At 61.3% G+C, this 12,978-nt stretch carries 12 protein-coding genes and 1 pseudogene; 5 read left to right on the top strand and 8 right to left on the bottom strand.

Annotation, left to right across the window (positions count from 1 at the left end; all coding sequences use genetic code 11):
* Both OUZ52_RS20170 and OUZ52_RS20165 read left to right on the top strand, forming a co-directional pair.
* Positions 1–1,781 (top strand): M1 family metallopeptidase (locus OUZ52_RS20170; RefSeq protein ID WP_266160354.1); only part of this gene is annotated, 1,781 nt, incomplete at its 5' end.
* Between the two features lie 105 nt (positions 1,782–1,886).
* On the top strand, positions 1,887–2,885 hold the full coding sequence (locus OUZ52_RS20165; protein ID WP_266160353.1) for an alpha/beta fold hydrolase: 999 nt from the start codon (positions 1,887–1,889) through the stop codon (positions 2,883–2,885).
* A gap of 58 nt (positions 2,886–2,943) precedes the next feature.
* Here OUZ52_RS20165 and OUZ52_RS20160 read toward each other — a convergent pair whose 3' ends face one another.
* The 4 genes from OUZ52_RS20160 to ttcA all read right to left on the bottom strand — a co-directional run bounded on the left by OUZ52_RS20160 (position 2,944) and on the right by ttcA (position 7,167).
* Positions 2,944–3,714 (bottom strand): M48 family metallopeptidase, encoded by a 771-nt coding sequence (locus OUZ52_RS20160; protein ID WP_266160352.1) that lies wholly within the window; start codon positions 3,712–3,714, stop codon positions 2,944–2,946.
* A 289-nt stretch (positions 3,715–4,003) separates the two neighbouring features.
* Positions 4,004–4,921 (bottom strand): recombination-associated protein RdgC, encoded by a 918-nt coding sequence (locus OUZ52_RS20155; protein ID WP_266160351.1) that lies wholly within the window; start codon positions 4,919–4,921, stop codon positions 4,004–4,006.
* A gap of 103 nt (positions 4,922–5,024) precedes the next feature.
* Entirely contained in the window at positions 5,025–6,224 is a 1,200-nt protein-coding gene (locus OUZ52_RS20150) for an amino acid aminotransferase (protein ID WP_266160350.1), read from the bottom strand.
* Between the two features lie 79 nt (positions 6,225–6,303).
* Entirely contained in the window at positions 6,304–7,167 is an 864-nt protein-coding gene (gene ttcA / locus OUZ52_RS20145; RefSeq protein WP_266160349.1) for a tRNA 2-thiocytidine(32) synthetase TtcA, read from the bottom strand.
* A gap of 115 nt (positions 7,168–7,282) precedes the next feature.
* Between ttcA and OUZ52_RS20140 the strand changes: the two genes are divergently transcribed.
* The 3 genes and pseudogenes from OUZ52_RS20140 to OUZ52_RS23070 form a co-directional block, all read left to right on the top strand.
* Complete coding sequence (locus OUZ52_RS20140) at positions 7,283–7,489, top strand: YdcH family protein (protein WP_266160348.1); 207 nt, start codon at positions 7,283–7,285, stop codon at positions 7,487–7,489.
* Positions 7,490–7,498: 9 nt separating this feature from the next.
* The gene (locus tag OUZ52_RS20135; RefSeq protein ID WP_266160347.1) at positions 7,499–8,125 is read left to right on the top strand and encodes a GNAT family N-acetyltransferase; all 627 of its coding nucleotides are present in this window, start codon (positions 7,499–7,501) and stop codon (positions 8,123–8,125) included.
* 433 nt (positions 8,126–8,558) lie between these two features.
* Positions 8,559–8,822, top strand: a pseudogene (locus OUZ52_RS23070) (ElyC/SanA/YdcF family protein); the annotation flags it as partial.
* A 163-nt stretch (positions 8,823–8,985) separates the two neighbouring features.
* Here OUZ52_RS23070 and OUZ52_RS20125 read toward each other — a convergent pair.
* Genes OUZ52_RS20125 through OUZ52_RS20110 form a run of 4 tightly spaced genes read right to left on the bottom strand, consistent with a single transcriptional unit; the run spans position 8,986 to position 12,887 of the window.
* Positions 8,986–10,002, bottom strand: coding sequence for an HlyD family secretion protein (locus OUZ52_RS20125; RefSeq protein ID WP_266160346.1), 1,017 nt, complete (start codon positions 10,000–10,002; stop codon positions 8,986–8,988).
* A 10-nt stretch (positions 10,003–10,012) separates the two neighbouring features.
* Positions 10,013–10,258, bottom strand: a complete 246-nt coding sequence (locus OUZ52_RS20120; RefSeq protein WP_266160345.1) for a DUF1656 domain-containing protein — start codon at positions 10,256–10,258, stop codon at positions 10,013–10,015.
* Positions 10,248–12,377, bottom strand: a complete 2,130-nt coding sequence (locus tag OUZ52_RS20115; protein WP_266160344.1) for an FUSC family protein — start codon at positions 12,375–12,377, stop codon at positions 10,248–10,250. Before OUZ52_RS20115 ends, OUZ52_RS20120 begins: the two co-directional genes overlap by 11 nt.
* Before the next feature lie 3 nt (positions 12,378–12,380).
* Positions 12,381–12,887, bottom strand: a complete 507-nt coding sequence (locus OUZ52_RS20110) for a MarR family transcriptional regulator (RefSeq protein WP_266160341.1) — start codon at positions 12,885–12,887, stop codon at positions 12,381–12,383.
* Positions 12,888–12,978 lie beyond the last annotated feature (91 nt).

The following is a 12,978-nucleotide window of genomic DNA, read 5'->3' as shown; positions in this document are numbered from 1 at the left end:
CGTACGCGCAGCCCGACCAGGTACGCGTCACCCATCTGGATCTGGATCTGAAGCTCGACTTCGCACACAAGGTGCTCGATGGCCAGGCCACACTGACGCTGGACTGGAAAAACCCCAAGGCACCGTCGCTGGTATTGGATACCCGCGATCTGAAAATCGCCAAGGTGGAAGCGCTCGATGCCAGCGGCAAAGCCACCGCACTGAAGTACGCGCTGGCCCCGCGCGACGCAGAATTGGGCAGTAAGCTGACCATCGAAGCGCCGCAACACCCGAGCTTGCTGCGCATTGTTTACGTCACCTCGCCGGCGGCCAGTGGCCTGCAATGGCTGACCCCGGCGCAGACCGCTGACAAGAAGCTGCCTTTCATGTTCTCGCAGTCGGAAGCGATCCACGCCCGCTCGTGGGTGCCGCTGCAAGATTCTCCGGCGATTCGCTTCACCTATGACGCTCACGTCAGCGGTCCCAAAGATGTGCGCGTCGCCATGAGCGCGATCAACGATGCCAAGCATCCGCTCAATGGCGATTTCAGCTTCAAGCAGCCCCACCCGATTCCGTCGTACTTGCTGGCCATTGCCGCCGGTGACCTCGCCGTGCGTGAAACCGGTCCGCGTTCGGCCGTCTACGCCGAGCCCAGCGTGGTGGACAAGGCCGCGCATGAATTCGAAGACACGGAAAAGCTGATCGTCGCCACCGAAAAGCTGTACGGCCCGTATGCCTGGGATCGCTACGACCTGCTGGTGTTGCCGCCGTCGTTTCCGTTTGGCGGCATGGAGAACCCCAATATGACCTTCGCCACGCCCACCGTGCTGGTCGGCGACAAGAGCCTGGTCTCGCTGGTCTCGCATGAGCTGGCGCACTCGTGGTCGGGCAACCTGGTCACCAGTGCCGCCTGGCGCGATATCTGGCTCAACGAAGGTTTCACCACCTACGTGCAAGGCCGTATTACCGAGGCGGTCTACGGCAAGACGCTCGCTGACGAAGAAGCGCTGCTATCGGCGCGCGCGCTGCAAAAGGACATTGGCGAGATACCGGCCAACGCGCAGAAGCTGGCGCCGGAGCCGGGCAGCATCGGTGCCGACGATTCCATCTCCGATGTGCCTTACAGCAAGGGCTCGTGGTTCTTGCGCACGCTGGAGCAGCGCTACGGCCGCGATAACTTCGATGCCTACGTCAAGGGCTATTTCGCCCACTTCGCCTTCCAGAGCATCGACACCGAGCAAATGCTCGATTACATGAAGCCGAATCTGATCGACAAATACCCGGGCAAGATGAGCTGGGACGAGGTGAAGGCCTGGGTTTACGACGCCGGCATTCCAAAAAATGCGCCACTGCCCGACTCACCGCGCTTCGACAGCATCGATAAAGAACGCAGCGACTTCCTGGCCGGCACCTTGAGTGCGGACAAGCTGGACGCCAAGGGCTGGAACACGCAGGAATGGATGTATTTCCTCGACCGCCTGCCGGATGTCACTCCGCTGGATAAAATCAAGCAGATCGACGCAGCCTGGCATCTCACCGGTACGCCGAATGCCGAGATCGGCATGCGCTGGTACAGCCACGCGATCGCCGCCGGTGACAAAGACGTATGGTCGGCCGCGGCCGAACACATGACCCGAATTGGCCGTCTATATCTGACCACGCCGCTGTACAAAGCCTTTGTCAAAACCCCGGCCGGCCTTGCGTACGCTAAGCAGGTCTATGCCAAGGCCAAGGCTGGCTATCACCCGATGACTCAGCAAGCGGTGCAGAAAATCATCGACAACGCCAAGAAAAGCAAATAACCCGGTTGGGGCGAGCACAGGCGAACCCCATCTACTATGCGACCACCGGCTGGGATGGCGTAACGTTCATCCCAGCCCACTTTGCCCCTTTCAGCACGAAGCATCATGACCAAGCCGACCAATCCCGCTACGACTACCACCCGCCCGCTATGGCAGCGCCTGCTCATACGCCGGCTGAAGTTTCTGGTCATCGTCGCCGTCATCCTCGGCGTGGCGTTGGGCGGCAGCTATTTGTTTGCGCCGCAATGGCTGATGTGGGCGGACACCATGCGCCAGGCGATGGCCGCGCACGTGGAGAAACACACCGTCCAGGCCGGCGATACCCGCTGGAGCTATTACGAAGGCGGTGAAGGCCCCACGCTGGTGCTGTTGCACGGTTTTGCATCAAACAAAGAGGTGTGGCTGGAAGTCGCCAAACAACTTACCCCGCACTTCCACGTCATCATTCCCGACCTGCCAGGCTGGGGCGAGTCCTCGCGCAACGATGGTGCCAGCTACAACATTGACACTCAGGCGAGGCGCTTGCAGGGCTTTGTCGATGCCTTGCGTTTACAGCGATTTGTGCTGATCGGTCACTCGATGGGCGGTGCCATCGCCGGCGTCTACGCGGCAGATCACCCGGAGCACGTGGCTGAGCTCGCATTGATCGATGCGTTCGGCCTGAAAGCCGACGAGAACGAATTTTTCCGCCAAGTCTTCGCCGGCAAAAATCCCTTCATCATTGACGACCGCGCAGGATTCGAACGGATCTGGGCTTCGGTGTTCTCCAAGCCACCGACGCTGCCTAGCCGTTTCGTCGATGCGCTGATCGCACAGAATCAACAAAACCATAGTTTTATCGAACGCACGCTCAACGAGCTGCGCGAACCCTCGCAGTATCTTTCCGTGCAGAACCGCCTCGACAAGCTGACCATGCCGGTGCTTGGCCTGTGGTGCCATGCCGACAAGGTCACCGACATCTCCGGGCTCGATAGCCTGCGTAACGGCCTCAGCCACACCAGCGCGATCAGCTCCAGCATGCTTAACGGCTGCAATCACATGCCGATGCTGGAGAAGCCCGACGAGACAGTGCGCATCCTGACCGGCTTTGCGCTGTCGCATTGATAGCCAATGCGATAACGCTTAGATAGCAGCGGATGATCGAACGATCACCGCTGCCGACTCAATCGGCGACGTCGGCAATCAGCCGGTCCAGCTCAGCTTTCAGCATCGAGCCGTTCTGTCGCAGCCAATCGCGCTGCTCCCGCCACAGCGGAAAAATCCCCTCGACCTGGGCCCAGAAACGCGGTGAGTGGCTGCGCACCTTGAGGTGGCAAAGTTCGTGCGCAAGCACATAGCGCAAGGCGGCGGGCGGGGCCAACGCAAGCGCCAGATCGAGATTGATGCGATCGCGGGTATCCAGGCTGCCCCACAGGCTTTTCAGCGGACGGATACGCAACGCCGTCGGCGCCAGCCCGAGTTGCGGCACATAGCCCGCCAGCCAACGTGATACATCGCGGCGAATCTGCGATTCAAAATATGAAGCGAGCAATCCGCGCGCCACCGGCAACGCTCGCGTATGCGGCCGTGGTATCACCAGGGTCAAACCGGCATCGTGGGCTTCGACACGCGGATAAGGGCCTTCGGCCCAATCCAGTACCCGGGGCTCGCCACGCAAAGGAAATTCGGCGGAATAGCCCACGCGTAATGGCGGCAGCGGCTTGACGATCAGATGCAGCTCGTCGAGTTTTTTCTCCAGCCAGTCGGCATGGCTACGCAGAAACGCGCTGACTTGGGCAGGGTGCGTGCCATGCGGATACGACACGCGCGCGCCCTTCGGCGTTACCGTCAGGCGCAGGCGGCGCGCACGCGGATGGGCGGACTTTTGCACGCGTATCGTGCTGCCGCCCGCTGTTGCCAATTCCAGCCAATCGCCTTCTAGATGCTGCGCCATGGTTCTGCCCGCTCGAGAGCTTGTTTACGATCTCCCAGCGACGGGAGATCGTAAACAGGCTCTTAGTCGTAGGCCACGCTGGGCCCGCCGCGAAACGCCATCATGCCCGACGGCAGCATCGAAAAGGCTAAAAACTCCGATGCCGCCGTTTACCGCCAAGCCACGCTATTCAGCTAGCCTGTTCAGCGATAAGCCTGAGGTATCCGTGCGATATGGGGAAGAATGCCCGGATCGCAAGACGACTGGGTTACTACGGCGGGTTACTGCCGCGGATCAGCGCAAGCCGGGCTTAGTTATCAGCCGGGCGCGGCAGGCCAAACCACTCTTCCAGCTTGCTCAGCAACCGCTCCAGCTCCAGAGTGAGCAGGGCAAAACTAGCGTCCATCTCGGCTGCGGCGTCTTGCTGGCTGTCGCCGAGCTCGTCCATGACCACGTCAAGAAACTTCAGTTTGCGCAAGATCAGGTCTTCCCCGAGCACGAAGCTGATCCGCTCATCAAAGATGAGACCCAACTGGAACACCTGCTTGCCGTTGCGCAGGTGCTCCTTGACCTCTTCGCTGTCCAGATCTTGCCGGCGGCAACGGGCAATGGCGCCAGTGGCCGTGGCCGGGTCTTTCAGCTCGCACTCGTCGCCGAACGACAGCCCGGCCGGGAGGTTGTTATTGGCCAGCCAGTCGGTCATCAAGACGCGGGGGCCCTCTTCGGGCGCCAGCGGGATCGCCGGAAAGCTGCCCAGCGCCTCGCGAATCTGGGTCAGTGCGTTCTCGGCGGATTTACGGCTGGAGGTATCCAGCACCAGCCAGCCCTGCCGCTTGTCGACATAAGCGGACATGCGCGAGGTGCGCACAAAGGCACGCGGCAGCAGCTCGGTCAGCAGATCTTCTTTGATCCGCTTGCGCTCGCGACCACCGACTTTGCGGCCTTCCTCGTCGGCGATCTTCTGCACGCGGCGATACAGCTCGTCGTTGATCACCGCGGCTGGCAGCAATTTATCTTCACTGCCGACCGTCACCAGCGTGCAGGCCTTGACCGCATGTGTGAGCGCGGCTTCTTCACCTCGGCCGACCGGCGGCACAAAGCCCTTGGTGCCCATTTCCAGCGGGCCGCAGGGACGCAGGCGGTGTTCGGCCAGCGCTTCATCGAGACGGTTGAGATCTTCAGCAACAGCAGGGGAAAAACGGAACAGCGTGAGATTGCGAAAAAACATGAAGTATCCGATGCATTAGTTGATCGTCATCGCGGCTTGCGCCGGGATGACGTCATGACGAGGATCAACGGCCAGGATCAATAGCCAGAACCAGCGACCAAGATCAACGGCTAATCGAAGCGACCGCAGCGACTACGGTTTCCAGATTGCCGCGATTAAGTGCCGCCACGCAGATACGGCCAGTGCCGATGGCGTAAATCGCATATTCCTCGCGCAGGCGATCCACCTGGGCCTTGCTCAAGCCCGAGTATGAAAACATGCCGGCCTGGCGCTGGATAAAGTCGAACTGCGGCGCGCCGTGGGCGGCCAATTTTTCTACCATGCCGGCGCGCATCGCATGAATACGCTCGCGCATCTCGCCCAATTCAGCCTCCCACATCGCGCGCAGCTCAACACTGTTGAGCACGCCGGCGACCAAGGCGGCGCCGTGCGTGGAGGGGCTGGAATAATTGGAACGGATGGTGCGCTTCACCAGCGACTGCACGCGCAGCGCTTCTTCGCGATTGGCGCCGACGATGGACAACGCGCCCACCCGCTCGCCATATAGCGAGAACGACTTGGAATACGAGTTGGCGACGACGAACGACTCAATGCCCGACTCGGCAAACAAGCGCACGGCGATGGCGTCGGCATCGATACCCTTGTCGAAACCCTGATACGCCATGTCGATGAAAGGCATCAAGCCGCGATCTTTGACCAAGGCCACGACCTGCTTCCACTGTTCGACCGTGAGATCGACGCCGGTGGGGTTATGGCAGCACGCAGGCAGCAACACCACGGTGCCGGGCTCCAGCTTGCCGAGGTCGGCCAACATGCCGGCAAAATCCAGCCCATGGGTGGACGGATCGTAATAGGCGTAATCCACCACGTCGAAACCGGCCGCGGTGAACACCACGCGATGGTTTTCCCAGCTCGGGCTGCTGATCGCGACCTTGGCCTTGGGCAGCGTCTTGCGCAGTAAATCCGCACCTACGCGCAAGGCACCGCTGCCGCCGACGGTTTGCGAAGTCGCCACACGCCCGGCCGCCAGCAACGGCGACTCCGCACCAAATACCAGCTGCTGGGTAGCCTTGTCGTAGGCGGGCATGCCGTCGATCGGCAGATAGCCACGCGGCTTCGCTTCCAGGGCCAATGCCTGCTCGACTTCGCGCACCGCGCGCATCAACGGAATACGCCCCTGCTCGTCGTAATAAATACCCACACCGAGATTGACCTTGCCCGCGCGGGCATCGGCCAGATAAGCCTCGGTAAGCCCCAGAATCGGATCGCCTGGGGTCATTTCAACGGATGCAAAGAGAGACACGGCGTTATTCCCTGGAATTAAACGGATCGGTGAAAAGAATAGGGTGAAAAGAAAGCAGCGGATTCAATCATGCATGCGCTCATGGCTCGTCAGACACGCCGGCCAGCCAACTGTGCGCATCGGCGCGCACGGCATCTTCACGTGCACCGAGCGCGGCGAAGTCGAACAATTTGCGATCGGCCAATTGCGAGGGTGAGACCGAACCCAGCGCACGAAAAATATTCTCGCTACGCCCCGGTTGCTGCTTCTCCCAATCGTCCATCATGCGCTTTACCGCCTTGCGCTGCAGGTTCTCCTGCGAGCCGCACAGATTGCACGGAATAATGGGAAAACCACGTTGGGTCGCGTACTCCGCGATATCGGTTTCCTTGCAATAAGCCAGGGGACGGATCACCACATGGCGACCATCGTCCGAACGCAGCTTCGGCGGCATCGCCTTCAACTGCGCCTGATAAAACAGATTGAGGAAAAACGTGCCGAGAATATCGTCGCGGTGATGACCCAAGGCGATCTTGCTCACCCCGTTGGCCGCGGCCCACTGATACAGCGCGCCACGGCGCAAGCGCGAGCATAGACTGCACATGGTTTTGCCGGCGGGAATCACCCGCGTCACCGTGCTGTAGGTGTCCTGCTCGATGATATGGAACGGTACGCCACGCTCGGTCAGGTACTGCGGCAAGACATGCTCGGGGAAATCGGGCTGCTTCTGATCCAGGTTCACCGCGATCAGATCGAACCGCACCGGCGCCTTCGCCTGTAGCGACAACAACATATCGAGCATGGTGTACGAGTCTTTGCCGCCCGAAAGGCAGACCATCACCTTGTCGCCATCTTCGATCATATTGAAATCGGCAATCGCCTGTCCCACCTGATGGCGCAGGCGTTTGGCGAGTTTACCGGCCTCATAGGCCTGCTTACGGATGGGTTCGATCTGGGCGGACATGCAGCACAATCAAGCAGACGGGGCGCCCATTGTAGCCGCCTGCCCGGGCCGAGGCTGACAGCGTTACACTGAGGCTCTTTTCACCAGCGTTATAGCCGCCGCAGGCAGGCCGCCCATGCAGGTTCAGGATCCCAACCAAATTGCCCATGTTCTGGCCGAGTTACGGATCGAACATCGGGATCTGGATATCGCCATCGAGCGCCTGGTCGAGTCCATCGGCATCGATGAACTAGCGCTCACCCGGCTGAAGAAACGCAAGCTGCTGCTGAAAGACACCATCGCAAGGCTCGAAAGCAAGCTCATCCCCGATCTCGACGCCTAAGAGACTGCCATGCCGTTGATTCCGACCCGGCTGGAAGACAGCCACGTCATCCTCGAGCCCCTGCGCCCGGAACATGCCCCCGCCCTGGAAGCCGCCGCGGCCGATGGCGAGCTGTGGAAACTTTGGTTTACCAGCGCACCAGCGCCGGGCCAGGCCGCGGCTTATATCGCCAGGGCACTGGAGAGCCAGGCGGAGGGCCAGCAACTGCCGTTCGCCGTGCGGGAAAAATCCAGCGGCGAGATCGTCGGCAGCACCCGCTACTACGATGTCGCGCCCGAGCTGCCGCGTCTGGCCATCGGCTACACCTGGTATGCCCGGCGCTGGCAAAAAAGCCAGGTGAACAGCGCCTGCAAGCGCCTGCTGCTCAAGCACGCCTTCGAATCGCTTCACTGCGTGGTCGTGGAATTTCACACCGACCACCGCAATCTCGACTCCCAGCGCGCCATCGAGCGGCTCGGTGCACATAAAGACGGCATTCTTCGCGCCCACAAACGCCGCGTTGATGGCAGCCTGCGCGATACCGTCTGCTACAGCATCCTCGCCAGTGAGTGGCCCGACGTGAATCGTTGGCTGGGCCTGCGTCTGGAACGCCTGGCAGCGGCGGCGGGCAAGATCAACGAAACCCAGCCCGCCTGAGAGCCGGTTCAAAGTACCGGGCATGCCTCGTTCTGGCCTGAAGCATGCCCGCGCAACGCCACACCGCCGCCGCAGACTTGAGCATTGCTCATCAGGCCTCTCATATGCTCGCTCAGCACCTGCCTCGATCACTGCCCTTCCGCCCTGCCGGATGGCGCCGCCTGCTGCGTTACAGCCTTATCGCGATGGGTTTATGGGTGCTTGGCGCCGGCATCATCGCCGCAGCCGGCATGGCCGCACGGCCACGGCCTGCCGACCTGGCCCTGGTGCTTGGCAATACGGTGGATCGGTCCAACCGCCCACTGCCCCGCCTGCAAGCACGACTGGAAGCCGCGCTGGCCCTGTATCAGCGTGGCGGATGCGCGGTGATCATGGTCAGTGGCGGCATCGATCCGCAGGACGGCCGTGACGAGGCGGTTGGCATGGCGTACCCGCGCAGCACGTCGTGGCCGACTCGCTCGGCGACAACACCCGCGCCTCGGCCGAACATGCACACGCGTGGCTGTCGTCCCATGGCTTGCATAGTGCTGTGGCGGTCTCGCAGTACTTCCATCTGCCGCGTGCGCGACTGGCCTTGCGCCAGGCCGGCGTCGAAGACGCCGGTGGCGATTACCCGCGGCACTGGTTTGGTCGCGACCTGTATTCCAGCATGCGCGAAGTACCCGGTTATATGGCGTACTGGGCCGGCCTGCACTAAAGAGCCTGTTCATGCGCGCAAATGCCCCCTACGACTGAAGCGAGTCTCCTTTGGGGATTTGAGCGTGCAGGCTCACGGCAAGGCTGAACCCCTCCCCAACCCTCCCCTGCAAGGGGAGGGAGCCGTGCCTCGGCGCACTGCGGCCTAAGGCACCCGGTAAAGATCACTGCGCCGGCTTGCGTCCATCGTCGCGCGGCTGAACCTCGATGGTTGCAGTCATGCCTGCGGCCAGCACGGTGTCTGCCGCCAGCGTTGAGGTATCGATCTCGATACGCACCGGCACGCGTTGCGCCAATCGCACCCAGTTGAAGGTGGGGTTTACATCGGCCAGCAGATCGCTGCCGGTGGGGTTGTCCCGGTCGGTGATGCCATGGGCGACGCCGGTGATGCGGCCCTTTAGATGCACGCCGCCACTCATCAGGCGAATCTGCACCGGATCGCCAATACGCAGATGCGGCAACTTGGTTTCTTCGAAATAGCCGTAGATGTAATAGCTGTGGCTGTCGATCAAGGCCAGCCGCGGACTGCCGGTCGCAGCGTAGTCGCCCACGCGGATATCCAAATTGGTCACATAGCCGTCTACCGGCGCCCGTACTTCGGTGCGCTCAAGATCGAGCTTGGCGCGATCCAGCGCTACTTGCGCCTGCTCCACCGCCGCTTGTGCCTGCTCGCGTACCGCGCTGGCCTGAGTACCGCTGGCCTGCGCTTGTTGCCATGTCGCGCGGGCTGAATTGGCGGTGGAAACCGCATCCGTGCGCGCCTCTTGTGCGATGACATCGCCCATACGCTGACGGCGCTGTGATTGTTCGGCGCGCAGGTCATATTCCGCCTTGCGCGCTGCCGCACTGGCCAATGCGGCGCTGATATTGGCGCCCGCCGCGCGCGCACTGGCCTCGCTCGCCGTCAGGTTGGCCTCCGCCTGGGCCACGGCATTGCGAAAGCGCAACGGATCGATCGAGAACAGCAAATCGCCTTTGTGCACCACCTGGTTATCGATCACCGCGACTTGGGCTACCAGGCCGGCGACGTCTGGCGCAATGCGCACCACTTCGGCGCGCACGCGGCCATCGCGAGTCCAGGGTGAATACATGTAGTGCCGCCACAAGGCATGGCCCAGCAGGGCTGCAGCCACGACCACCACGGCGGTCATCAAGAAACGGAGTATGGATTGGATTTTCATGACTTTGGCTTCAACGCAGTAACAACAGTCCGGCGGCACCGAACATGCAAACGAAAAGGGCGAGACGAAACAGCGATGGGTGCCATACGAAGCGGTACAAACCAAACCGTCCGACCACGGCATCCACCGCCCACAACAACATCATGCAGAGCAGAAAAACCAGCAACAAACCCGGCACCAGCGCGTCGAACAGCGCAACCTCGTGAGGTATCGCCGCAGTAGACGTAGCGGCGAGAAGCAGAGCATCAGACAGCATGGGAAGGCTCCATCGCAGGAGTGATATAGGCGGCCAGGGCCGATTCGTCATCGCGCAGCGCGCTACGCAGCAAATGCAGCTGCACCAGCACCGGACGGCAACTGACATGACTGTCGTTACACATCGTGGCGTTGATGGCCTGCTCCACGGCTTGCTCGGCGCGCTGCCAGCGCGCGACGCTGGGCGCCTCGTACAACTGCGCCATCGCCGCCACCGCGGCCTGCACTTCGCTATGCACCGGCGCGGGTAATTCACTATGGCGCAGGTCCTGGCGCAACTCGATCAGCGCGCGACCGCACTCGTGCACCGACAAGGCCCAGGCCAACAGACTACGCGACTCATCGCTGCCCGGCTGGGTAAAAGAGACCACCTGCTGAAACAGGTCACGGTTGATGCTTTCGAAGCGATAGAGCAAACCTTCCAGTGGACCGGTGGCTGCCAGTACCACTTGATGGCGCAGCTGCCGCAGCTGGCGACGACGCTGCCAACCGCTGCCGGTGACTGCCGGCACAAATATGAACGCCACGCCGGTCAGACCCAGGCCGACCAGCTGCGAGATCGCGTCGTTCAAGAAGTGCTCGGGGTCGTAAACCATCGGATTCTTCAACGCCAGGATGTAAACGAAACCAAGCGTGTAACCCACGCCCAGACCGGGCAGCGTGGCGCGGGTCATCAGGTACGGGCCGATCAGCAGCAACGGCGCGCTGGCAACGATCAACATCACGAAGCCATTACTGCCCGGCAGCATGAAAAACGTCACCACGAAGGCAGCCAGAATACCCAACGCATAGCCGCACCAGGTTTTCACCGTGGCAATCACCGGATGCGCCGCCGCGGCATACAGGCCGCTGAAAATCGTCGCCAGCAACATCGCGCCGGAGCCGAACGACCAGCCACTTAGCAACCACATCGCGCTCAAGGCGCTCATGGTCAAAAAGGTGCGCAGCACCGCGATGGCAGCGCCGGCGTAGTCGTTGCCACGGCGAAAATGCACACGCTCCACGGTGCCGCGCATGTGTTGCCCGCGCAACGAGGCTTCAAGTGAGGTGAAATCGCGCAATTCGCTGGCAAAGCGGCGCAGCAAGGCGGCACCGGTGTCGAACTCCAGCCAGGATGCCGCATCGGGCAAGCTCGCACGCAAGCGCTCGGCCAACGGCGGAAGCTCGATTTCGCAGGCTTCCAGGCGCGTCGTCAGTACTTCAGGCTGATGACGCCACTTGGTCTCTGGTGACAGCGCGGCACCGATCGGCGCGTACAGCGCGATCAGGGCATCGGCGACGTTTTGGCGACCACTACGCTGCAGGCGATTGATCAAATGATGCGCCGACTGAAAGCTGGTCGATGCCGCCATATGCCGCTGATTCAACAAACGCATGCGGCTACTGCGGGCACGCGCTTCGGGGTCTTCGAAAATGACCGACGCGCGCAAATCTTCCAGTTCGACCGCTGCACGCACAAAGCGCAGATGCGCCTGCTCCATCTCGCTGCGCGCCATGCTGCCGCCGGTGCTGTCACGCGCAAAGTCGACGAAATGCGCAAAGTGCTCGCGCAGCCGGCGGCGCAATACATTGCGCAAACGGCTGGGCAGCACCACATCACTGACCACCCCGGCGACGACGATGCCAAGCATCACCTCACTGACTCGCATCACCGCCGAATCAAACACATTCAACGGATTGCCGATGGCCGGCAGCGCGACAATCGCCGCGGTATAGCCGGCCAATACAAAACCGTAAGACATAAAGTTGCGATACAGCGTGGCGCCACCGGCACACAGCGCCACCCATAGCGACATGCAGAACAAAAACAACTCGCGCTGCTGCGGGAAAACGCTCATCAGCGCCAACCCGAACAGGCTGCCGCATAGCGTGCCGATCGCGCGATAAAAACTCTTTGCCAGCACCATGCCACTGTGCGGATGCATCACCAGCGCCACGGTAATCATCGCGGTCGCCGGTTGCTCCAGCTCCAGCCACATGGCCAACCAGGCGGCGGCATACATCGCCAGCGACGACTTGACGACGAACACCCACGCATCGCGTTCCCCCGCCATGAATTCGGCCAGCCATGGCCAGCGGCGCTGCCATGCGATGGATTCGTTTTTGAAGAAGGCGATCACCGCTCAGGCCTGATCTGCTGCGTTGTCCAGCTGGCTTAAGAACTTCTTCAACAGCTGCTCTAACTGCGCCATTTCGCCTGACTGCAAGTTGGCGGTTTCGCGTGCCAGCAAGTCGCAGATGTCCGGCAAAAAGCTCTCGATCAGCGCGAGACCCTTGGCGGTCAGCGTAAGCGTGACTTTGCGGCGATCTTCAGCGTCGGCCGTGCGCTCAATCAGCGCCTTGTCGCACAGCTCATTGGTCAAGCGCGTGATGTTGGCCGACTTCTCCCCCGCGGCGTCGGCCAACTGCGAAGGATTCAACGTAAAGCCCTCGGTGCCGTACATCATCATCAGGATGTTGTATTCCGGATGATTGATACCCCACGGCTTGAGGATGGCATTGGCGTCGTCATGCACACGCTTATGGATGTGCTTGATCAGCCGCACCAACACCGCCGGCTCGCGCGGAAAGGCTGGATAAAGACGGCAAGTGATGGCCAAACGTTGCTCGGTGGGGAGAAAGCTATTCATGGCTAGGCTCAAGTGACGAGTCGATATAATACACTTATGTATTATCTATTTGTGAATAGTAAACAACAGCAGCTATACCGCAAATTCATGC

Origin of the sequence: Dyella silvatica, from assembly GCF_026283955.1 — a bacterium.
In the GTDB taxonomy this organism is placed as follows: domain Bacteria; phylum Pseudomonadota; class Gammaproteobacteria; order Xanthomonadales; family Rhodanobacteraceae; genus Dyella_C; species Dyella_C silvatica.
This window is presented reverse-complemented; position numbering and strand designations above follow the sequence as displayed.

Coding starts and splice junctions, on each gene's coding strand:
- OUZ52_RS20110 (WP_266160341.1), bottom strand. CDS start 12,887: ATGAATAGCTTTCTCCCCACCGAGCAACGTTTGGCCATCACTTGCCGT.
- OUZ52_RS20135 (WP_266160347.1), top strand. CDS start 7,499: ATGCCGTTGATTCCGACCCGGCTGGAAGACAGCCACGTCATCCTCGAG.
- OUZ52_RS20165 (WP_266160353.1), top strand. CDS start 1,887: ATGACCAAGCCGACCAATCCCGCTACGACTACCACCCGCCCGCTATGG.
- OUZ52_RS20155 (WP_266160351.1), bottom strand. CDS start 4,921: ATGTTTTTTCGCAATCTCACGCTGTTCCGTTTTTCCCCTGCTGTTGCT.
- OUZ52_RS20120 (WP_266160345.1), bottom strand. CDS start 10,258: ATGCTGTCTGATGCTCTGCTTCTCGCCGCTACGTCTACTGCGGCGATA.
- OUZ52_RS20125 (WP_266160346.1), bottom strand. CDS start 10,002: ATGAAAATCCAATCCATACTCCGTTTCTTGATGACCGCCGTGGTGGTC.
- OUZ52_RS20140 (WP_266160348.1), top strand. CDS start 7,283: ATGCAGGTTCAGGATCCCAACCAAATTGCCCATGTTCTGGCCGAGTTA.
- OUZ52_RS20160 (WP_266160352.1), bottom strand. CDS start 3,714: ATGGCGCAGCATCTAGAAGGCGATTGGCTGGAATTGGCAACAGCGGGC.
- ttcA (WP_266160349.1), bottom strand. CDS start 7,167: ATGTCCGCCCAGATCGAACCCATCCGTAAGCAGGCCTATGAGGCCGGT.